The sequence below is a fragment of the Bacillus toyonensis BCT-7112 genome (assembly GCF_000496285.1).
Classification (GTDB): Bacteria; Bacillota; Bacilli; order Bacillales; family Bacillaceae_G; genus Bacillus_A; species Bacillus_A toyonensis.
The window spans coordinates 4,255,775-4,277,260 of sequence record NC_022781.1 but is presented as its reverse complement, the minus strand read 5'-3'; the positions used below and the strand labels follow the sequence as shown (position 1 = coordinate 4,277,260).

The window sequence follows — 21,486 nt, the reverse complement described above, 5'->3', positions numbered from 1 at the left end:
TTATTCCCCTTCCCGCTTTAAACTGCACTCCGGTAAACAAACGATAAACTTACACCCGCCGCCAGTTTCTCGTTCTTCTAATCTCACTTCTCCACCTAGCTCTGTTACCATTTCGTTTATGTAAGAAAGTCCAATACCTGTTGACGGTGTTCCCGTTTGATCATACTTTGAAGTAAACCCTGGCTTAAATACTAATTTCTTATACTTCTGTGCAATACCAGGACCATCGTCAATTACTTCAAAGAATATATGTTTATCTCGTTTATATAGCTTTATACTAATGAGACCTCTATCCTCAATTGCTTCCACTGCATTTGCAACTAAATTATTAAAAATTGATAGAACTGTATACACGTGATATGCAGCGTGCTCACCTTCTATATGTTTAGAAAAACGTATATCTTTTCCTAGCATTTCAGCATACTTCTCATTTATTCTTACAATTATTTCCGCTAATTCATGTCCTTCTACATACTCAGCCACATTTTTATCTAATAACAGTTTAGATAACCCTGCAAAAATCCTTTGATTATCCTTTTTTATTTCATGCACTTCTCCTGCTATTTTTAAAGCTGTTTTGCTATTTAAGTCATCGTTCGCTTGTAAGTTTCGATATAGTTGATATGCTTCCTGTGTAATTAACTCAGCATTTTGTAACGTTTTTTTCAAATGGACAGATTCCACATATAAATTAGAGAGATACATTAACATATTTTCATTTTCTTTTCGAACTTGGGATTCTTTTAATTTCGTTTCATATAAATTCATCATATTTAAAAAACCGAGCGCAAAGAAACTACGGAAAATAGCTATAATGATTAGTTTATTCACTTCAGAAACTGTTATCGTTGTGCCTAGTACGAGCATATGATAAAACGCAAGTTCTGACATACTTGCAATAATTTCAATTGAAATTCCAAGGCACCCAATAACAATTGGCTTCTGATGAAACTTATTTACCCTACAAAACGAAAAGAGGCTTCCATAAATAAAATAATAAAAGAACACAGGATAGCGCAAATAAAATGATTCTGTCATATGGAATGAACCTTGCAATACCCAGTCAAGACTTACACGGAATAAAACTACAGATATACCGACGAGAACACCTGCAGCTGCTGCTGGTATTCTTCTTAAAAATAATAATAAAAAGAAGAAAAGCGGTGTCCCGAAGCTAACACGAAACATATCATTAAAAGGATGAAAATTAAGCTCTCCAGCAATTGGGACAACTACCATTAATATAATTAAAAGATACATATCTTTCTTCCATAATTGATTCCAATTCAAAGCTGCCACTTCCTATATATTTTTCAAAATGTATAAGTATAGCCCGTTTATTATTATAAACGGGCTTTTTCTCTATATACTAACCTTTTCTACCGCTTTTATTTGACGATACTCAGGCTTCCACATTGCTTCTTTCACTGCAATCTTAATATCGTTATCACTTAAGTTTTCTCTAGCAACACCTTCTGCAACTGCAACTTTCGCTACTTCAATTGCAACTAGTTCAGAGATATTACGTAACTCTTCAACTTCTGGCAAAATAGGTGCTCCTGGCTGACTTGTATCTACCATACTTGCAACTGCTTCAGCTGCTGCTGCGAACATTCCATCCGTCATGACGCTTGCACGAACAACAATTGTACCAAGACCTAGTCCCGGGAAAATAAGTGCGTTATTTGACTGTCCAATCACATACGTTACACCGTTATATGTAACTGGTTCAAACGGACTTCCTGTTGCAACTAACGCTCTTCCTTCTGTCCACTCGATTAAATCTGCTGGTTTCGCTTCCGCAAGTGGTGTTGGATTCGACATTGGTAAAATAATTGGTCTTTCTACGTGAGAAGCCATTTCTTTAATAATCTCTTCTTTAAATGCGCCCGCAACTGTTGATGTTCCAATTAAAATTGTCGGTTTTACATGTTTCACAACTTCAGCAAGCCCGATCACATCATTTTGTTTCCAATCACTTACTTCCGCTTCTTTTCTTGCATATGGAATTTGGAAATCAAGAAGACCTTCCATATTATCTGTAACTAATCCGTTACGGTCAATACACCAGAAACGATTATGAGATTCTTCATCTGATAAGCCGACGCGAACCATTGCATCTCTTACTTGATCTGCGATACCGATTCCAGCCGTACCAGCACCAAACACAACAACACGGTGCTCACTTAGCGGTACACCAGAAGCTTTTACTGCCGATAATACAGCAGCAAGTGAAACTGCCCCTGTACCTTGAATATCATCATTAAATGTACAAACGTCATGACGATATTTATCTAAAATTTTTCGTGCATTTCGAGAACTGAAGTCTTCCCAATGTAGAAGCGCCTTCGGGAATTGTTTATTTACCGCTTGAACAAACGTATCAATAAATTCATCGTACGCTTCACCTGTTATACGAGGATGACGATTTCCAATATAAAATGGATTGTTTAATAATTCCTCACGATTTGTACCTACATCTAAAATTACCGGTAATACACGGCTAGGATCGATTCCAACTGCGGCCGTATATACAGCTAATTTCCCGATTGCGATGTTAATTCCACCAACACCCCAATCACCAATTCCTAATATACCTTCTCCATCCGTTACAACGACTAAATCAATGTTTTCAGCTGTTGCACCGATATTGGCAAATGCATCTTCAATACCTGATGGATCGTTAATTGATAAATAAATACCACGTGGTTTACGGTATTCATGACTATACCTTTGAATTGCTACACCTACAGTTGGTGTATATACAATCGGTAACATTTCACGTAAATGATCTGTTAATATACGATAAAATAATACTTCATTTCGATCATGTAACGCCGTTAAGTATACATTTTTTAATAAATCATCCGGCTGAGAACTAAATTGTTCATATGCTCGGCGTGCTTGTTCTTCTAATGTTAAAACAGCTGGCGGTAATAAACCTTTTAAACCTAACTCTTCTCTTTCCTCTTGTGTGAAAGCTACCCCTTTATTTAAAAGTGGTGTTGATAATACTTCTGCTCCTCTTAATGTTGTTTCTAATGCACCATTAGAAGCCACTGTAAACTTACTCATAACATCCCTACCTCTATTCATATATAGCATTTCTATATTGTAAACAAAAAAGAGGGGATTGTCCCCCTCTTCTTTTAATTTTTCTTTAAAAGAGTTGCTCCTGCAATCCCTGGATGTGTCATTTCGAATGGATCTAGAATTAACTCTAAATCTTCTTGTGACAATACACCATTTTTTACACAAAGTTCACGAACGGATTGACCTGTTGCAATTGCTTCTTTCGCAACACGAGCTGCTGCTTCATAACCGATATGAGGGTTCACGGCTGTAATAATTCCTACACTTTTCTCAACGTACTCTTTTAAACGATCTTCATTCGCTTCAATTCCTTTTAAGCAATTATCTGTAAAGGCACGGAAACCATTATTCATAATGCTAATAGATTGAAGTAAGTTGAAAACAAGTACTGGTTCCATAACATTTAATTCTAATTGTCCTGCTTCTGAAGCAAGACAAATTGTATGATCGTTACCAATAACTTGGAACGCAATTTGGTTAATAACTTCTGGCATAACAGGGTTTACTTTCCCTGGCATAATAGAAGAACCTGGTTGACGAGCTGGTAACATAATTTCTGCTAAACCAACACGTGGACCTGATGCCATTAAGCGAAGGTCATTCGCAATTTTAGACATATTCATCATACATACTTTTAGTGCTGCAGATACTTCTGTGTACGCATCAGTATTTTGCGTCGCGTCCACTAAATCTTCTGCACCAACAAGCGGTAATTCACTAATTGTAGCAAGATGTTTTACAACTGCTTCAATATACTCTGGATCTGCATTTAAGCCTGTACCAACTGCAGTTGCTCCCATATTTACTTCATATAAATGTTGACGTGATTGCTTAATACGTTTCATATCACGTTCTAGTACGCGAGAATACGCTTTAAACTCTTGTCCAAGACGAATTGGTACAGCATCTTGTAAATGCGTACGACCCATTTTAATAACATGGTCGAATTGTTCTGCTTTTAATTCAAATACATCATGCATATAACCCATCGTTTGTAATAAGCCTTCTAATGCATTTAATGTCGCGATATGAATCGCCGTTGGGAATGCATCGTTTGTTGATTGTGCCATATTTACATGGCTATTTGGACTAATATAATGATAGTCTCCCTTTTCCATTCCTAATAATTCAAGAGCACGATTGGCAATGACTTCATTTGCATTCATGTTCATTGAAGTACCCGCACCGCCCTGAATTGGGTCGACGATGAAATGATCGTGCCATTTTCCATCTAGAATTTCTTGAGCAGCTTCTGCGATCGCGCCGCCTTTATTCAATTCCAATCTACCTACATCTGTATTTGCAAGTGCTGCTGCTTTTTTTACAACTGCGAATGCTTGAATTAAACCTTCATGAATTTTGTAACCTGTAATTGGGAAGTTTTCTACTGCACGCATTGTTTGTACGCCGTAGTATGCATAATTTGGTACTTCTTTTTCACCTAAAAAATCTTTTTCAATTCGCACACCATTTTTAACTTCAGTTAATGTTGCCATGATTATTCACTCCTTAACGATTTCTTATGCTGCTTTTGTTTCTTTGACTGTTTCTACATATTGTTTTGCTTTCTCATTATCGAATTCGCCTTCCCACTTCGACATAACAATGGCCGCTAATGCATTTCCTAATACATTGACAGATGAGCGAATCATATCTAAAATGCGGTCAATTCCCGCAATTAACGCGATACCTTCTAGTGGTAACCCCATTGAACCTAACGTTGCTAATACAACAACGAACGATGCACCTGGAACTCCCGCCATACCTTTGGATGTTAACATGAGAACGAATAATAACGTTATTTGCTCCGTCAGTGACATGTGTACACCATACATTTGTGCAACAAACAATGCCGCTAACGCTTGATAAATAGCCGATCCAGTCAAGTTAAATGTATAACCTGTCGGAATTACGAAAGAGGCAACTGCCTTTGGACAACCGAACTCTTCCATTTTTCTCATTATATTAGGTAAAACAGCTTCTGAACTTGCTGTCGTAAATGAAAGAATAAGTTCTTCTTTTAAAATTTTTATTAATGTAAAAATGTTTACGCCAACCATTCGTGCATTAATACCTAATACAATCACAACGAATAGTATAACAGTTACGTATACAGCTAGCACTAGTTTTCCTAACGGAAGTAGTGTTGCTACACCAAATTTTGCAACCGTAACAGCAATTAATGCGAATACACCGAATGGTGCAAACTTCATAACTTGATTTGTAACCCAAAACATTGCTTCGAGTACACCTTCAAAAAAGTTAAAGACAGGCTTTCCTTTTTCTCCAATTGCCGCAACTCCTAAACCAAATAACACGGAGAAGAATATAATCGGTAATAAGTCACCTTGTGAGATAGATTCAAATACGTTTTTCGGTACAATATGAACAATCGTTTCAGCAAATCCTTTCTTCTCTGTTGCATCTGCAGTTTGTTTATAAGAAGAAATATCACTTTGCTGTAAATTGCTCATATCAACGCCAGTACCTGGTTGGAATATATTCGCTGCAAGTAATCCCATTAAAATAGCAATCGTCGTAATAATTTCGAAATAAAGAATTGTCTTACCGCCCAGTTTCCCAAGCTTTTTCATATCTCCCACGCCAGCTACCGCAACAATTAATGCTGAAATAACAATTGGTACTACAATCATCTTAATTAAATGAATAAATATATCCCCAATTGGTGTGATATAAGAAATCGCCGTTTTATTGCCATAAAAGACTGCCCCTACTACAATCCCTAAAACAAGCGCGACAAAAATTTGTGTTGCCAATCCGAATTTTTTCATTTATGTTCATCCCCTTCATGCGAACGCTTTCAATTTGAATTTATAAAAGCTACTCACACATCATATAAGCGAACCTACAAAATCATACAAAAACCTACAAGTTTGTCACAAAAAATTCAAATATTTTTCTTCTATTTTTCATTGACACCATTTTGTTAAAAAACGATAAAATATACTTGATAAGTAATCAGATTGTTTCGTATAATCAAAAAGATATATACTTAAAACAAATCGAAATGAAAAGGAGTGGATAGTATGAAAAACTACACAAAGCAATTCGTCCTATCTTCTTCTTTTCTTTTTCATTTTCTTAAAAAGGAACAAAGGCATTCGCCTTTGTTCCTTTTTTATTGCGATCTATATAGGGGGAATTGTTATGAGGCCATATAAAAGAGTTTTAATAAAACTAAGCGGCGGCGCTCTTGCCGATCAAACTGGAAATAGCTTTAACTCCAAACGATTAGAACATATCGCAAACGAAATTTTATCCATTGTTGATTTAGGTATCGAAGTATCCATCGTTATCGGTGGCGGTAACATTTTCAGAGGTCATCTAGCTGAAGAATGGGGAATTGATCGTGTAGAAGCTGATAATATCGGTACGTTAGGTACGATCATTAATAGCTTAATGCTCCGCGGTGTTTTAACTAGTAAAACAAATAAAGAAGTACGCGTTATGACTTCCATCCCTTTTAACGCAGTAGCTGAACCATATATTCGCTTGCGTGCAGTCCATCATTTAGATAACGGTTATGTCGTTATTTTTGGAGGCGGTAACGGGCAACCTTTCGTTACGACAGATTACCCAAGTGTACAGAGAGCAATCGAAATGAATAGTGACGCCATATTAGTCGCAAAACAAGGAGTAGACGGTGTCTTTACAAGTGACCCAAAACATAACAAATCAGCGAAAATGTATCGAAAGCTGAACTATAACGATGTTGTTAGACAAAACATACAAGTCATGGACCAAGCCGCTTTATTGCTTGCTCGGGACTACAATTTACCAGCACATGTCTTTAACTTCGATGAGCCTGGGGTGATGAAGAAAATATGTTTAGGGGAACATGTGGGGACGTTGATTAATGATGATGTTTCGATGCTTGTGCATGAATAATAGTTATTTCTCATGAAAAGGGTGTCTATAAAAGACACCCTTTTCATTAACCTTTATAAATAAAAATCAGCCAATCCCCCCAACTTCTCCTTACAACGCTCCCAAAATGATAACTTCTCAAAAAATTCTTTCGTCATTTCTTTCGAATCATGAAAATCTTGCGTTAACGCCTCATTCACTTCTGAGACGATAGATCCACCATGAATATACAAATTCATCTCATCATTAATATAGAAGCTACGTGCAGTAAAGTTCGTTGTACCGATAACAGTTAATTCATTATCAATTAACATTAACTTCCCATGAAACATTCCTTTTTTATACCCATATACAGTAATCCCATTATTAACAGCTTGACGTATGTATGGATACGCCGCTTCTTTTATAAGAGGTAGATCTGGTTTATATGACCAAAGTATTTTTACTGTAACACCACGCTTTTGTGCTGCGATTAAAGCATTCATGGATTCTTTATTTTTTGCTATAAAATACGGCGTTGCAATTACAATGGAGTGTTGAGCTTGTTTTATGAGCTCTATATATTTTTCAGCAACGTAATGCCCATTGTAACTAGTCATAGTATGTAATGTATTCCCTTTACTAGCTTTATTCGTACTCCTCTTTATATCTTCTTTCGTATCTCGTTTCCAATCTAAAGCGAATTGCTGTTCTAAATCTTTTGCTCCTTCTCCTTTAAGCCGTACATGATAATCACGCCAATATCCAAATCGCTTATCTTTCCCTAAGTACTCATCTCCTATATTAAATCCGCCTGTATAGCCAATCTCCCCATCAATCGTCGTAATACGGCGATGATTACGATGATGAAGAGAATAAAACCCGAATGGTAATTCAGGTTTTCTACTATATGTAAAATGCACACCACTTTCCTGCAATTCATTTTTCATCTTTCTTTCAAATGATAAATCATTAATGCGATCAACCGATAAATAGACGTTTACTCCTTCTTTCGCCTTCTCTTTTAATAAGTTTAAAAAAATATGACTACTTTTATCATCCGACAAAATGAAAAAATAAGTGTAGATGGAGCTTTTCGCTTTTTTAATATCTTCAAATAGCTGCTCATATAATGACTTCCCTTCTACATATAATTGAAAGTCACTATAATGAGGTGTATACTCTGTCGGCATGTTTTTCCCAGCTTCCATTTTCCTACCTAGGGTAACATCGATATGCATCCAAATTAAAATAAAAACGAAAATAGCAATAATAATAGAAGTAACTCGTAATATTTTTTTAATCATTTTGATTTCCTTCCGATCATTTTCTTTCCACCCTTCTATTTTGTCATTCAAGTTTAGATTTCATGCTTCATACAAAAAAGGATGCGACTTAACGTCACACCCATTTCACATTAAACAAAATTCCTCGCATCATTATTTCTTCCAAACTTATAAATTGCAATTAAGAAAAATGCTATTGCGAAGGCGAATAAGATTAAAATATTCAAATACAACTCAGAGAATGGAATACCTTGCTGTAGTTTTGCTATCGTATCTAGTAACCAGCGCTGCGGTAGGAAATCAGCTACTTTTTGTACCGCTTTTGGCATAATGTCATATGGAAAATAACATCCAGCAAGCAAACATGTTGGTACTATCACTAGATTTTGCATTGCATTTGAAGCAGCCGAACTTTTTGAAAAAGACACAATGACTAATGATAAACCAATTGCAATTAAAGCGAATATCATAAGCACACCAATCATTACTATGAAAGGCATATTAATATTTGTATGAAAAACATTCGTCATAAATAATACTGCAATGACACTTTGCAATGTTAGTATCATCATATTTACCGCGACGTTGGACAATATAAATTTCTTTCCATCAATTGGTGTTGATAATAATCTAAAATACGTTCTATTCTCTTTTTCTTTTAAAATAAATCCTGATAAGTTCACTGCTGAAAACAGCATAAACATAATAAGGTAACCCATCGTTTGGTTTGTCATATCTTTATTTTTCGAAGTATCTTCTAGCGTCTCAGTTTTCATTTTAAATGAACTTTTTTGATACCCTGCGTACATACTATCAAATGTACTTTGATCTGTTCCTGCTACTTTACTAATAGCTGCTACATTATCAATATAGTTATATAAATATGATTTTATAAATGCTGTTACTTGATCACCTTTAATCGATGCAATCTCGATATGATTAGGTTTCCCTTCTCGAACACTTTTTGAAAAACCAGAATGTAATGTAATAACTCCATCAAGTTTTTTGGAAGTGAGTTTATCTTCTACTTCCGACTCCTTAACCTTACTCACTTTCACATGATTTAATCCTTCTAAAAACTTTATCGTATCATTTGCTATCGGCTCATTTTCTTTATTTACAATCCCGATATTTAACGTACCTTGCCCCGCATTTCCGTATATCGAAAAAGAGATGAGCGTTCCGATTATCGGCAAACTAATAATAATGAATAATCCTTTTTTATTTTTCAAAAGGACAGATAGTGTTTTTTGTATGAGCCATAAAATATCTTTCATACTATAGCCCCTCCCGTCTACGTAATGCAATAATTGCAATTAATAAAAAGAGTGCTGAAATCCCAAGATTTAAACATATTACCGGCAGTGCCGCTCCTACATCGTTTGCATAAATAATTTTCATGACAGCTGTGTTTGCCCACGTTAATGGTGATAAGTTCGTAACGAAATTTTCTTCTACTACGAAGTATGCACCACCAAAAATAGAAGCTAACTGTATAACAACAAGAATAATTGCTCTCGATGATTCAGCTGTTTTCGTAATATACCCGATCCCTAAACCGAAGCTAATTGCTAGAAAGACTTGTGTTAACAAAATAATAAATATAATTCCAAGATGGTCGCCCCAATTCGCTTGAAATACAAATTTGCTAAATAACATGACAAGTAATACGCAAAGGGCGTTTGCTACTAGGCTACCAAGTACTTTTCCAATGAATATTTCAGCCTTACTTATAGGCGCAGCAATGAGACGATCTCCTGTTTTACGTATTCGTTCTCCTCGAATTAAAGAACTCGCTCCCATCCCAGCATATAGTGCGATCATCGTCGTCATTACAACCGCATAGTAATCCATAGAACCTGGCTTTTTCGCAGCTTGTAAAGATGTTTCTTTTATATAATCATTATGATTCCCATTTGAAATAACTGCGCTCACCTTACTAGGATCTACTTTTGCCACTTCGGTTGCTACATTGTACTTATCAACAAATGTTGTAAGCATACCTTCCACAATACTTCCCTCAATACTACTTTTGTCACTTCCGTAAAACTTTGCACCATCTTTATTTAATTCTACATAAGCAGCATATTTATTTTGCTTCACTGCCTCTTTCCCATCTATACCTTCAGAAGCTTTTTTAAAATGAATACCCGATTTATCGACTTCTTTCGTAAATGCTTCAAACGATTGAGAAAATGTGCTACTCGCTTCATCTTTATATAGCACTTGTATATCCTTAATCGATTGACTATCACTATTAAATGCATTCGTTAACGCTGTCCCTAGCACAAGCATAAGCACAATAGGAAATGCTAACATAAAAACTAAAGTTCTTACGTCCCTGAAATCTCTTTTAATATGCATAACTGCAATATTGAAGATGTTCAATTGATGAACCTCCCTTTACCTTTTCTTCATTTACCTTTTATTTATCTCGTAAGTTTCTTCCAGTCAACGTAAGGAATACTGTTTCTAAGTTTGGAGCCTGTTCCTCTAACGAACGGATTTCAATGTCATGATTAATGAAATGCTGAATAATTTTATTTAAATTGTTTAATCCTGCATCCGAGTTTACTTTAATTACGTTCTCTTCAATTTGAACAGCTTTCACACCGTTTATCTCTTTTAACTGCTCTACATCTAATTTTTCTACCGACTTTACTTCAATCCAAATATCTTTCGTGTCGGTAATAATTGCTTTTAACTGTTCTTTCGTTCCTTCTGCAATCACTTTACCGTGATCTACAATTGCTATTTTCGTACAAATCTCTTCTACTTCTTCCATGTAGTGGCTCGTGTAAATAATGGTACTTCCCATTTCATTTAATTTTCGAACAGACTGGAGAATATAGTTTCTTGACTGTGGATCAATTCCAACTGTCGGCTCATCCATAATAATTAACTTCGGTCTATGAGCGATCGCACAAGCGATATTCAGTCTTCGTTTCATCCCGCCAGAAAAGTTTTTCGGGTAATTTTTATGTTTATCACTAAGCCCCACAAATTGAAGTGCTTCCTCTACTCTCGCTTTTAATTCAGCTCCTCTTAACCCGTAAAGTCCAGCAAAGAATTTCACATTTTCATAGGCATTTAACTCTTCATAAATTGCAATATCTTGCGGAACGATACCAATATTCATCTTCGCAAACCGATTATGCTTCTTTATATTTTTTCCTAATATGCTAATTTCACCTTCATTACTTCTTAACAACCCAGCAATCATATTTATCGTTGTACTTTTACCAGCACCATTTGATCCTAAAAATCCAAATATCTCTCCTTCTTTAATAGATAAAGACATATTATCAACTGCGATGAAATCACCAAATTTTTTCGTTAAATTTTTAATTTCTAATGTATTCATCATTTCACCCCTATTTCGGTTTCTCTGCTATTTATTATAAACAAAAAAAATGAACCTGCTCAGTGCAGAAGTTCATTCTTTTCACATGAGATTATTCACTTTTTTCATATGAGATGATTCATCTTCGTCCCATTCTTTTATATCGGCAGCAACATTGTTACTGAAAAACCACTTGTCCCATCTACAATAATTTTTCCGTTTACTGATGCCGTTCGCTCCTCCATCCCCATAATTCCGAGACCTTTCTTAACGAGAGCTGCACCTTTTCCGTTATCCTTCACTTGTACTTTCACCATCTTGTTAAGTACATGAATATCTATGGAAATGACTGTCGCATCAGCATATTTCATTGCGTTTGTAAGTGCCTCTGTAACATTTTCACCGATAATTTTCCACTGAATAGGAGAAATCATATCTAAGTTACCTTTATATACGAAAGGAATATTTACATCATGCTTACCGGCAAATTCCTCTATGAATAATTTCATACGATGGATACCAATTTGCTCAGTTGGTGGCTTCATATTTTTTAATGTAATGCGAATACTTTCAATTCCATCTTTTGAAATGTGAATTGCATTTTGTAATAACTCGGCAGATTTTTCTTTATCTATTTCCATTAACCTCTTTGCTGCTTCCATTTGAATTAGTGCACCCGTCATCGAGTGGCCAATTTTATCATGAATTTCTTGTGATAGCCGGTTTCTCTCTTCTAACTTAAATGTGTATTCTGATTGCTTTATGTACTCTTTATTTTCATGTAAGCTTTTCGTCAGCCGCTGCATATCTTTTCGCATCTTATCATTTTGTGATTCAAGCTTTAATACACGCGATATATACCGTTCTGCCATAGTTAATACAATGAAAGAAAATGCAACAATTAATCCATATGTCATTCGAATACTTTCATCTGTAAAGATAATAGGAATCATCATAACGATAAAGAGCTGCCATTTCTTCTCTATATATCGAAATACAAGTTCATATAAATTCAATGGTAAAAACAAAATAAAAAGCGGATGAATCTTCCATGTAAATAACATAACTACGCCAATTGACACAGAAGTTAATATGTTTTTGTACGTATCTTTTTTAAATATAGAAATCAGTACGTTTACAGAAAGATATAAAAGCAAAGTAAATATAATCCATGGTAAGTTCGCGACATTTAAATAAATGTAACTAAACACAATATATATAAAAACAATTAATTTACTTACAATTAACCAAAATTCCATATCATTAATCTACTTTCCCTGTTAAGTAATAAATCGCAATTTGTGTGCGATGTTCTAGTCCAGTTTTCCCTAAAACCGATGTAATATAATTTGCGATTGTTCCCTCTGATATGAAAAGCTGCTTTGAAATTTCTTTATTCGAGAAACCTTTCGCAATTAATGCGATAATACTAAGCTCCCTTTCTGTAAAAAGACTCTTATCTATTTTACATTCTTCCTCTTTACTTTCCATTAAATTAGATTTAATTTTATCAAGTACTACATCTTGCATAACAGTTTGACCGTTATACACTCCTTTTATCGCATCACGAATACGTTCCGGATCATTATTTTTTAATAAATAACCTTTTGCTCCGTTTTTTACTGCGTCCAATATATATTCATCATCATCAAACGTCGTTAAAATAAGCGGCTTCGTTTTCGTCTCTTCACAAATTAACTTTGTCGCCTCTACCCCGTTCATGTTTGGCATGCGGACATCTAAAAGCACAATATCGACTTCATGTTTCTTACAATATGCTACAGCTTCTTTTCCATCATTTACAGTATCTAACACTTCAAACTCTTCGTATGTATTTAAAATAATTTTCATGCCTTCTCTAATAAAAGAATTATCATCTGCTATTAATATTTTAATTTTCATGTTTGTTAGTATGGACGTCCTCCTACTAACATTCACATCCTTTCTCCGCGTAACATTTCCTCTTTGCTCATTATATACTCCTTTTTACCATTTTTTCACACCTTTTTCATATAGCCTCCTTTCTAAAAATATATTATTCTTTTTTTACAACATGTGTAGGGTGACTTATCATTTCTTACGTCTATATAATAGAATGCGTCAAAAAGGAGGGAGAGACCCATTGAGGAAAAACAATTAATTGAAAAAGCACAGCAAGGAAGCGAACATGCTTTTCGTATCCTTGTACAAACGTATCGTCATTATATTTTTCAAGTTATCTTTTCTATTTTAAGACATGAAGAAGATGCGAAAGATGTTACACAAGAAGTATTCGTAAAAATTCACGCCTCTCTCCCAAATTATCAATTTCGCGGATTAAAAACGTGGATGGCGCGTATTGCCACCAATCACGCTATTGATTATAAAAGGAAGAAAGCTAGAGAACACGAAGAACTCTCCTTATGTAAAGAAACTGAGGAAAATATAAAATCCTCTCATAACATTGAAGCTTTACTATTGACGAAAGAGCAAAAATTACTCATTGCTCAAAAACTAAGAGAACTTCCTGAAAATTACCGTGATGTCGTTCTCTCGCATTATTTAGAAGAAAAAAGTTATCAAGAAATTGCTTTGCAGGAAAACATCGAAGTGAAAACAGTCGAAATGAAACTGTATCGGGCAAGAAAATGGATTAAAAAACATTGGAAGGAGGAAGAGTTTCTATGATGCATTATTCAAAAGAAGATTGGCGCAATTATACATTAGATTTTATAGAAAGCAATGAACGTGAATCTATGGAAGAACATCTTTTTGAATGTGATTATTGTTTAGCACTTTATATGGAAAGTATTGATGAACAACATGAAAACCTTCCAATGATAAATGATGATTCATTTACGAACGAAGTTATGACGCAAATTAATTTTGAAACACTACAGTCTAATGAATATATAAAAACAAACTCACTAAAACGCACAATTATTCACTACATAATTGCGACTGCGGCTACAATTATTTTTATGGTAAGTGGTTTATTCCAATATATTTTTACAGCGACATCAAATTTCGAGAAATCTTCAAAACATAACGAGTCTTCTATCTCACAACAAATTGTAAACAAATCGGTAGACACATCAACAAAGGACGGAGGTTCAAAGCATGAATAAAAACCCCTTTTTAGCACTTGTATTAGGGCTAATTCCTGGGCTTGGACATTTATATTTAAAGAAGTTTGGACGATTTATTTTATATAGCGGAGGGGCTGTATTTCTATTTATCTTTGCAGCATTTTGCACAATAGCATTAGGAGAGCGTGATATTGCTTTTTTTTCTCTATTTTTACTAGTCGTGTTATGGGCGATCAATTTATTAGATTTAGTTATCACTATTATTAATCAATCGAAAAAACAAGCGGCCGGAGAATTTACAGAGTCCTCTAAAGAGAGCGAACGATTTTATATCATTCTTCTATCAATTATCCCTGGACTTGGTCATTTTCAATTAGGACTTATGCAACGTGGACTTACATTTTTAGTAGCTTGTACAGGAATTGGAAGTATGATCATTTTCGTTGCCCTTTTAACATCTCAAGAAAGTTTCCTTATCTTTCTCGTAACGTTACCTGTTTTATGGATTTATAATTTCTTCGATGTTGTTCAGCAACTCCAGAAAAAAGAACGCGGAGAGCAACTAGATGACCGTACTATTTTCGAAGAGTTTGAAGAGCATCGAGAACAAGGAAAGAAAAATAAAACATTCGCTTCCATTTTAGCAATGTTTCCTGGAGCAGGACATATGTATTTAGGCTTACAGCGCCGTGGTCTTCAGCTTATGGCAGCCTTTTTACTTTCCATATATTTACTCGACTTATTAAGACTTTCAGCGTTTTTATTTTTAGTACCCATCATTTGGTTCTATAGCTTTTTTGATGCGTTACAGCAAACTGCAAAATACGGAAAAGAACGTGTTAATGACGAACCTATCATAGATTATTTTATAAATCATCAAAGATGGATCGGTATCGGATTAATTGTATTAGGTGGTTATTATTTATTAGATCAAACAGTCCTTCCTATTTTGAATGACTATTTTGCAACTATATTTAATATTCATCTTAGCGAACTATATTATCGCTATTTCCAAACGTCTATCGTTGCTCTCCTTTTAATTGGCGGCGGCTTTAAATTGTTACTTGGAAATAAAGAAAATAAAGGTGGTACAAACGAATGAGAACATGGCGCGTTGGAACATTCTCAATGGGGCTTTCCATTATTACATTAGGTTGCTTCTTACTATTTTCAGTCATTAAAGGCACCCAAGTATTGGATACATTAACAGCATGGTGGCCTGTTTTACTTATTATACTTGGCGCTGAAATTTTACTATACCTTCTATTTTCTAAAAAGGAACAATCATTTATTAAATATGATATTTTTAGTATTTTCTTTATCGGCGTTTTAGGAAGTGTTGGAATTGCTTTTTACTGTTTATTATCTACTGGATTACTAGACGAAGTTCGTCATTCTATGAATACAACGAGGCAAACGAGTAATATTCCAGACGGACCACTTGATATACCTGAATCTATCAAAAAAATCGTAGTAGATGCAGGACATCAGCCTCTAACGATAGAGGGAAATAATACAAATCAAATTCATCTTTTGGGAACGTATGAAATGACGACGAAAGCAAATGAAAAACTCAATTTAAAACGAGATGATTTCCTTTCCGTTCAAACGGCTGGAGAAACGATGCATATCACATTAAAATCATTACCTGTTCAGCATACGTTATTTAACTCGGCACCACAGGTGAAACCAACGCTTGTTCTTCCGCAAAATAAAAATGTGGAAATCCGTGCTTCAAATAACGAACTATCTCTTTATCCAGGTCAATTACAAAATAATTGGTTTGTACAAGAAAGCTCAAGAGTGTCTGTCCATCTTGCAAAAGAGAGTGATGTATCTTTAACAGCAGTAACAAATCAAAAAGAAACACATGGAAACACACCTTGGGAACAAGTTGAAGATTTAACGAAAAAAGAAAATAATACTTCAGAAGAAAATCCAGAATTAATCGACCGAGAACATTGGTATAAAAATTCGATTAAAACTGGAAATGGAACGTACAAATTAAATATTGAGAAAGCTTATAATTTGAATATGAACGTTATCGAAAAATAAGAAAAACCTTCCACAAATGTGGAAGGTTTTTCTCATATAATCGCTTTAATTCCTTCTAAAATTAAGCCAATCATAAATCCGCAAACAGCCCCGTTCACTCGGATCCACTGCAAATCTTTACCGACGTTATTTTCGATCATTTCAATTAATGTTTTATCGTCTAGTTTATCAAGGTTTTCTTGTACAAGTTTTCCAATTTTCGAATGATTCTTTTCAACAAGTGTGACAACTTGCTTTTGTAACCAATCTTCTATTTTTTGAACCGTCACTTCGTCTTCTTTTATTTTATTCATTTGCGTTTGTAAAAATGGAATAACATATGTATCAGCAAATTCTTCTTTGTTTACAAAGGTAACTGCTCTTTGTTGTACTTGCTCCAGCATCTCTTTTATTTTGTCAGTAGCATCCCAATTCGCAATCCACTTTTCTTTCCAATTTTCTAATTCCTGTAGTAAAGCTTCATTTTCTTTTACATTTATAATTTCTTGGCGAATTTTTGATAAGATAAGTTGTCTTGTGCCATTATCTGCATCTTGTAAGCTGTTAATATTGCTAATAATAAATTTCTGCAAAATGCCGCCAATTTTATCTTCATCTACAATATTCATAAACGATTTCAAAGTAAACTGTAAGAATCCATCTACTTTTATGTTTTCCATCGCCTTCATACCTAAGCTTCCAAGCTGGTAACGAGCTTCATCTTGCGCTGTCCAATCTTTCACTTTTACTAATATGTAATCAAGTGTCTTTTCATCATATTCTTGCACAACTAATTGATCAACAAGCACTTGTAAGATGTTACTCGTATTAATTGTATGCAAATATGTTTTAAGTTCTTTTTCAATAATAACAGCTAACTTTTCTGTATCTATTGAAACAATCGCTTTCTCAGCAATCGTTACAATTCCCTTTTTCACAGCATCAGACTGCATTTCTCTCTCAGCAATTTGTAGCACCATTTGCGCTAACTGCATTTCTTTTACTTTATTCGTAATACTTTCTTTCGTCAGCCACTCATTTTCTAACGTATGAATGAGCCCTTTCGTTACTCGTTTACGGTTTTTAGGTAACAAAGCTGTATGCGGAATTGGGATTCCCATCGGATGACGAAATAATGCTGTAACCGCGAACCAATCCGCAAGTCCGCCAACTAATCCAGCTTCAAATCCCCCTTGTATAATCTCTCCAGCTATCGTTCCTTGAAAAGGGATAGAAGCAGCAAAGCCTACTCCCATAACCCCAAGCGAAATACCCGCTATATATTTAGTCTGTAATGACATCGTATACACACATCCTCTTATTATGTAAAATAAAGCTGTTTTGTTATATTTATTCGATATTAGTAATCCTTCATATCTATACTATAAAGAACTATTGTGAAAATAACAAAGATTTTTATGTACATGAAAAAATGAGGCTACAACTAGCCTCATTTTTCTTATATTGTTAATTCCAAACCTTTCTTATAATACCCATTCATCACATCTTCTGGAACCATGCTCCCACCAGTTCCCCACACAATATGAGTACCTTTTTTCACCGTCTCTGTTAACTGTTGCTTTTGTAAATACTCGTTTTCATTTTTACATACATTCACTGGCCCAACCATACCAGCTAATGCAGAAGGCTCTAAATTAATATTTTCCTTATCAGCCAGTTCTTTTAATAATCTATATAACTCTTCATCACTTACTGTGTAATTTCCGTTCAAAAATGGTTCTATCGTTTTACCGACAAATCCAGACGGTCTTCCTACTGCCAGTCCGTCCGCGTCTGTTATATTATCAATCCCGATATCTTGAACGGCGATTTTATCATGAAGTCCTGTCATTAACCCGAGTAACATACATGGAGAATGTGTTGGCTCTGCAAAGAAACAATGGACGTTGTTTTTATACAATAACTTTAAACCAAATGCTACCCCGCCAGGTCCCCCACCTACTCCACACGGAAGATAAACGAATAAAGGATGTTCTTCATCTACTATAATCTCTAACTCTTCTAATTGCTTTTGTAAACGAGATGCTGCTACTGCGTATCCTAAAAATAAATCATGTGAGTTTTCATCATCTACAAAATAACAGCTAGGATCTGCATCTGCTTGCTGACGCCCCTCTTCTACTGCTTTACTATAATCAGCTTCATATTCAATAACATTTACACCTTTATTTCTTAATAAATCTTTTTTCCATTCTTTTGCGTCTGCTGACATATGGACAGTTACGTTAAAACCTAGTTTCGCACTCATAATCCCAATACTTAGCCCTAAATTACCTGTAGAACCTACCGCAATTGAGTATTTTGCAAAAAACTCTCTACATGTGTCACTATCTAAAATAGAATAATTATCTTCCTCTGTTAACATTCCATGCTGCAGAGCTAATTGTTCAGCATGTTTCAACACTTCATAAATCCCGCCCCTAGCTTTAATTGATCCTGATATCGGAAGATGACTATCACATTTTAATAGTAATTTTCCTAGTATAAGTTGCCCGTAATTTTTCTCTAAAGACTGTTTCATTGAAGGTATTTTTACTAAAGGTGATTCTATAATACCATTCGTTTCTTTCGTTTCAGGAAAAACTTTCGCAATATATGGTGCAAAACGCTTTAATCTCTCTTCCGCGTCTTTGACATCTTCTTCATTAAGTGGTGAAGCTGTTATTGCTGTTTCATATTTTTCTATATTCGGGTTTATCCAAAATATTTCTTCTGTTGCAATAAGCTTGTTAACTAATGGATACTCTGCTTTTAATACCTCTATTTCCTTCATTCCGTTTCCTCCTCATATCCTTGTAGCTTGCTATACAATAAATTATAATTAAATTAATTTTAATATAGTTTAACATAAATTATTCATTTTAGTTAATTTTAATTTAATTTATTTAAATATAATTTAATAATCATTAAGGAGAATGTTTTATGGAAAATATAGATATTGGTAAAAAGATTGAAAAGCAAAGAAAAGAAAAAGGTTTAACTAGTAAACAACTAGCAAATATGGCTGAAATTACACCATCTATGTTAAGTCAAATTGAGCGTGGTTCTGCTAACCCTTCCATTCAAACGTTAAAGGTACTCGCAAAGGCACTGGATGTTCCAACATTTAGTTTTCTACTTGAAGAAACAAATACAGACGATTTAATCGTGCGCTCTCATAAACGAAAAAAAATGATTATCGATAATTTATCATATGAAATGCTATCGCCTGATTTCACAGGTAATTTAGCAACAGCAATTATGACTGTTCCCCCAAATACTTCTTCATCAGATAATATTCTAGAACATAAAGGTGAAGAATTAGCATTTGTATTAGACGGAACAATTACATTGTATTTAAATGAAGAAGAGTACACATTAGAAACTGGTGATAGTGTAAAAATACCTGCTTATTTAAAGCATAAATGGGTAAATCAATTCGAGAAAAATGCAATTGTCTTATTTTCTGTTACCCCGCCGATTTTTTAATATATAAAATAAAAATAGCCACGCACGGATACTCTCCGTACATGGCTATTTTTATTTTTTCGGCATGAACAAAATGCCTAAACTAATAACACAAAAACTAAGTATTTGCTGTATTGACAGGCCAAATAGAACCGAGTTTTGTTCACTAATAAGCGAAATAACAATATGAGCAGTCCCCTCACAAATTAGAAAAACACTTATATTTTTTCCAGTTCCTAATCTTTCATTTTTCATCCATAACAAACCAATTACACAAAGGGCGAGGATGATCTCGTATGCGAAAATAGGATGATATAAAAATTTAGATTCATATATTTTCATTCCCCATGGTAGTGTCGTTTGTACACCTACTTCTCGATGGAATAGAAAATAAAAGATACTGCTCACGCACAATGCAAAAGGCAATGCATCAAGTAAAATATGAAGCAAAAATTGCTCCTTTTTACTTTTCCAAACAATGTATGCACTCGCAATTATGCCCCCTATTAAAATGTGCTGCATGCTTCCTACAGCTAGTAATGCTTGCAATGGCGACCTAAAAGCCCATACTGGATTTAAAATTGCCGGTGCAAATTTCCATACAAATACGATAATAAGAAACGCATTTGTTACAGCATCCATCATTTTTTCATACGGTACATTTTGATGCTTCATCTTTCGTTTCATCAGCATAAATCCAAATAGACTTCCAATTATAAGAGATACGGGTTGTAACCTCATGATCCACTCCATCGCTGCAAAATCCCCTCTTAACCCTCAATTAATTTTTGAAATTTCTTTTCTAATTGATCTGGAGGTAATACCCCTCGTACATGATCTACTATAATTCCATCTTTATTAACAAAAAATGTCGTTGGTAAAGAAAATACTTTATAATCTAATCCAGCTACTCCATCCATATCTAGAAGAACTGGAAACTCAAATCCATAGCGATCCGCAAATGCAGTTGCTTCTTGTACTGGGTCACTAACAGTTGCATTTACTGCAAAGATTTCAATATCCTTTTTATATTTGTCATAAAAACGAACTAAGTCAGGTGCCTCCATTTCACATGGTCCACACCACGATGCCCAAAAATTAATAATATATGGTTTTCCCTTCGCATCATTTAGCGAATACAACTTTCCATCTAATCCTTTTAATGTTATATTTGGTGCTTTAAACCCTATTTGTGGTAATACTTCTTTCTCTTTTAACTCCGCTTGTTTCGCTTTTCTTTCCTTTTCTTCTTTCTTTGAATTATAAAAGTTAACACCCGCCCAAACGAGTGCTCCTACTAATATAATAGCAATTAGTTTCTTCACTT

At 34.6% G+C, this 21,486-nt stretch carries 20 protein-coding genes; 6 read left to right on the top strand and 14 right to left on the bottom strand.

Annotation, left to right across the window (positions count from 1 at the left end; genetic code table 11):
* The 4 genes from BTOYO_RS21965 to BTOYO_RS21950 form a co-directional block, all read right to left on the bottom strand.
* Positions 1-1,299: a sensor histidine kinase gene (locus BTOYO_RS21965; protein ID WP_002038412.1), complete on the bottom strand. Its 1,299-nt coding sequence runs from the start codon at positions 1,297-1,299 to the stop codon at positions 1-3.
* A 63-nt stretch (positions 1,300-1,362) separates the two neighbouring features.
* Positions 1,363-3,075 (bottom strand): oxaloacetate-decarboxylating malate dehydrogenase, encoded by a 1,713-nt coding sequence (gene malS / locus BTOYO_RS21960; RefSeq protein WP_002093791.1) that lies wholly within the window; start codon positions 3,073-3,075, stop codon positions 1,363-1,365.
* Positions 3,076-3,149: 74 nt separating this feature from the next.
* Entirely contained in the window at positions 3,150-4,589 is a 1,440-nt protein-coding gene (gene aspA, locus BTOYO_RS21955; protein WP_000224192.1) for an aspartate ammonia-lyase, read from the bottom strand.
* A gap of 24 nt (positions 4,590-4,613) precedes the next feature.
* Complete coding sequence (locus BTOYO_RS21950) at positions 4,614-5,885, bottom strand: cation:dicarboxylate symporter family transporter (protein WP_000713298.1); 1,272 nt, start codon at positions 5,883-5,885, stop codon at positions 4,614-4,616.
* 376 nt (positions 5,886-6,261) lie between these two features.
* Here BTOYO_RS21950 and pyrH point away from each other — a divergent pair, with 376 nt between their 5' ends.
* Complete coding sequence (gene pyrH / locus BTOYO_RS21945; RefSeq protein WP_001248057.1) at positions 6,262-7,002, top strand: UMP kinase; 741 nt, start codon at positions 6,262-6,264, stop codon at positions 7,000-7,002.
* A 53-nt stretch (positions 7,003-7,055) separates the two neighbouring features.
* Here pyrH and BTOYO_RS21940 read toward each other — a convergent pair whose 3' ends face one another.
* From BTOYO_RS21940 to BTOYO_RS21915, 6 genes are all read right to left on the bottom strand, one after another.
* A complete protein-coding gene (locus BTOYO_RS21940) occupies positions 7,056-8,267 on the bottom strand; it encodes a phospholipase D-like domain-containing protein (protein WP_000591925.1) in 1,212 nt (403 codons plus the stop codon).
* A 110-nt stretch (positions 8,268-8,377) separates the two neighbouring features.
* Complete coding sequence (locus BTOYO_RS21935) at positions 8,378-9,523, bottom strand: ABC transporter permease (protein WP_000651854.1); 1,146 nt, start codon at positions 9,521-9,523, stop codon at positions 8,378-8,380.
* Position 9,524: 1 nt separating this feature from the next.
* Positions 9,525-10,634, bottom strand: a complete 1,110-nt coding sequence (locus BTOYO_RS21930) for an ABC transporter permease (protein ID WP_001020185.1) — start codon at positions 10,632-10,634, stop codon at positions 9,525-9,527.
* 37 nt (positions 10,635-10,671) lie between these two features.
* Positions 10,672-11,610 (bottom strand): ABC transporter ATP-binding protein, encoded by a 939-nt coding sequence (locus BTOYO_RS21925; RefSeq protein ID WP_001093803.1) that lies wholly within the window; start codon positions 11,608-11,610, stop codon positions 10,672-10,674.
* Between the two features lie 137 nt (positions 11,611-11,747).
* Positions 11,748-12,848 (bottom strand): sensor histidine kinase, encoded by a 1,101-nt coding sequence (locus BTOYO_RS21920; RefSeq protein WP_000397635.1) that lies wholly within the window; start codon positions 12,846-12,848, stop codon positions 11,748-11,750.
* A 4-nt stretch (positions 12,849-12,852) separates the two neighbouring features.
* A complete protein-coding gene (locus BTOYO_RS21915) occupies positions 12,853-13,491 on the bottom strand; it encodes a response regulator transcription factor (RefSeq protein ID WP_000694089.1) in 639 nt (212 codons plus the stop codon).
* A 219-nt stretch (positions 13,492-13,710) separates the two neighbouring features.
* Here BTOYO_RS21915 and BTOYO_RS21910 point away from each other — a divergent pair, with 219 nt between their 5' ends.
* Genes BTOYO_RS21910 through exsE form a run of 4 tightly spaced genes read left to right on the top strand, consistent with a single transcriptional unit; the run spans position 13,711 to position 16,712 of the window.
* Positions 13,711-14,256 (top strand): RNA polymerase sigma factor, encoded by a 546-nt coding sequence (locus tag BTOYO_RS21910; protein WP_255258374.1) that lies wholly within the window; start codon positions 13,711-13,713, stop codon positions 14,254-14,256.
* A complete protein-coding gene (locus tag BTOYO_RS21905; RefSeq protein WP_000972343.1) occupies positions 14,253-14,696 on the top strand; it encodes a hypothetical protein in 444 nt (147 codons plus the stop codon). Before BTOYO_RS21910 ends, BTOYO_RS21905 begins: the two co-directional genes overlap by 4 nt.
* Positions 14,689-15,759 carry a hypothetical protein gene (locus tag BTOYO_RS21900; protein ID WP_023441212.1) on the top strand — a complete coding sequence of 357 codons (1,071 nt, stop codon included), beginning with the start codon at positions 14,689-14,691 and terminating at the stop codon, positions 15,757-15,759. Before BTOYO_RS21905 ends, BTOYO_RS21900 begins: the two co-directional genes overlap by 8 nt.
* Positions 15,756-16,712, top strand: a complete 957-nt coding sequence (gene exsE, locus BTOYO_RS21895; protein WP_001261438.1) for an exosporium protein ExsE — start codon at positions 15,756-15,758, stop codon at positions 16,710-16,712. Before BTOYO_RS21900 ends, exsE begins: the two co-directional genes overlap by 4 nt.
* A 32-nt stretch (positions 16,713-16,744) precedes the next feature.
* On the opposite strand, the gene BTOYO_RS21890 is transcribed toward exsE, so the two are convergent.
* Both BTOYO_RS21890 and BTOYO_RS21885 read right to left on the bottom strand, forming a co-directional pair.
* Positions 16,745-17,992: a DUF445 domain-containing protein gene (locus BTOYO_RS21890; protein ID WP_000058290.1), complete on the bottom strand. Its 1,248-nt coding sequence runs from the start codon at positions 17,990-17,992 to the stop codon at positions 16,745-16,747.
* 158 nt (positions 17,993-18,150) lie between these two features.
* Positions 18,151-19,485 carry a D-serine ammonia-lyase gene (locus BTOYO_RS21885; protein ID WP_000658443.1) on the bottom strand — a complete coding sequence of 445 codons (1,335 nt, stop codon included), beginning with the start codon at positions 19,483-19,485 and terminating at the stop codon, positions 18,151-18,153.
* A gap of 149 nt (positions 19,486-19,634) precedes the next feature.
* Here BTOYO_RS21885 and BTOYO_RS21880 point away from each other — a divergent pair, with 149 nt between their 5' ends.
* Positions 19,635-20,180: a helix-turn-helix domain-containing protein gene (locus tag BTOYO_RS21880; RefSeq protein ID WP_000427659.1), complete on the top strand. Its 546-nt coding sequence runs from the start codon at positions 19,635-19,637 to the stop codon at positions 20,178-20,180.
* Between the two features lie 51 nt (positions 20,181-20,231).
* On the opposite strand, the gene BTOYO_RS21875 is transcribed toward BTOYO_RS21880, so the two are convergent.
* Together BTOYO_RS21875 and BTOYO_RS21870 are read right to left on the bottom strand one after the other, a co-directional pair.
* Complete coding sequence (locus BTOYO_RS21875) at positions 20,232-20,912, bottom strand: prolipoprotein diacylglyceryl transferase family protein (protein WP_000454793.1); 681 nt, start codon at positions 20,910-20,912, stop codon at positions 20,232-20,234.
* Between the two features lie 17 nt (positions 20,913-20,929).
* Entirely contained in the window at positions 20,930-21,484 is a 555-nt protein-coding gene (locus tag BTOYO_RS21870; RefSeq protein ID WP_000733179.1) for a TlpA family protein disulfide reductase, read from the bottom strand.
* Positions 21,485-21,486: the final 2 nt, after the last annotated feature.

Coding starts and splice junctions, on each gene's coding strand:
- BTOYO_RS21915 (WP_000694089.1), bottom strand. CDS start 13,491: ATGAAAATTAAAATATTAATAGCAGATGATAATTCTTTTATTAGAGAA.
- BTOYO_RS21920 (WP_000397635.1), bottom strand. CDS start 12,848: ATGGAATTTTGGTTAATTGTAAGTAAATTAATTGTTTTTATATATATT.
- pyrH (WP_001248057.1), top strand. CDS start 6,262: ATGAGGCCATATAAAAGAGTTTTAATAAAACTAAGCGGCGGCGCTCTT.
- BTOYO_RS21890 (WP_000058290.1), bottom strand. CDS start 17,992: ATGTCATTACAGACTAAATATATAGCGGGTATTTCGCTTGGGGTTATG.
- BTOYO_RS21940 (WP_000591925.1), bottom strand. CDS start 8,267: ATGATTAAAAAAATATTACGAGTTACTTCTATTATTATTGCTATTTTC.
- BTOYO_RS21905 (WP_000972343.1), top strand. CDS start 14,253: ATGATGCATTATTCAAAAGAAGATTGGCGCAATTATACATTAGATTTT.
- exsE (WP_001261438.1), top strand. CDS start 15,756: ATGAGAACATGGCGCGTTGGAACATTCTCAATGGGGCTTTCCATTATT.
- BTOYO_RS21885 (WP_000658443.1), bottom strand. CDS start 19,485: ATGAAGGAAATAGAGGTATTAAAAGCAGAGTATCCATTAGTTAACAAG.
- malS (WP_002093791.1), bottom strand. CDS start 3,075: ATGAGTAAGTTTACAGTGGCTTCTAATGGTGCATTAGAAACAACATTA.
- BTOYO_RS21880 (WP_000427659.1), top strand. CDS start 19,635: ATGGAAAATATAGATATTGGTAAAAAGATTGAAAAGCAAAGAAAAGAA.
- BTOYO_RS21950 (WP_000713298.1), bottom strand. CDS start 5,885: ATGAAAAAATTCGGATTGGCAACACAAATTTTTGTCGCGCTTGTTTTA.
- BTOYO_RS21925 (WP_001093803.1), bottom strand. CDS start 11,610: ATGAATACATTAGAAATTAAAAATTTAACGAAAAAATTTGGTGATTTC.
- aspA (WP_000224192.1), bottom strand. CDS start 4,589: ATGGCAACATTAACTGAAGTTAAAAATGGTGTGCGAATTGAAAAAGAT.
- BTOYO_RS21935 (WP_000651854.1), bottom strand. CDS start 9,523: ATGAAAGATATTTTATGGCTCATACAAAAAACACTATCTGTCCTTTTG.
- BTOYO_RS21875 (WP_000454793.1), bottom strand. CDS start 20,912: ATGGAGTGGATCATGAGGTTACAACCCGTATCTCTTATAATTGGAAGT.
- BTOYO_RS21900 (WP_023441212.1), top strand. CDS start 14,689: ATGAATAAAAACCCCTTTTTAGCACTTGTATTAGGGCTAATTCCTGGG.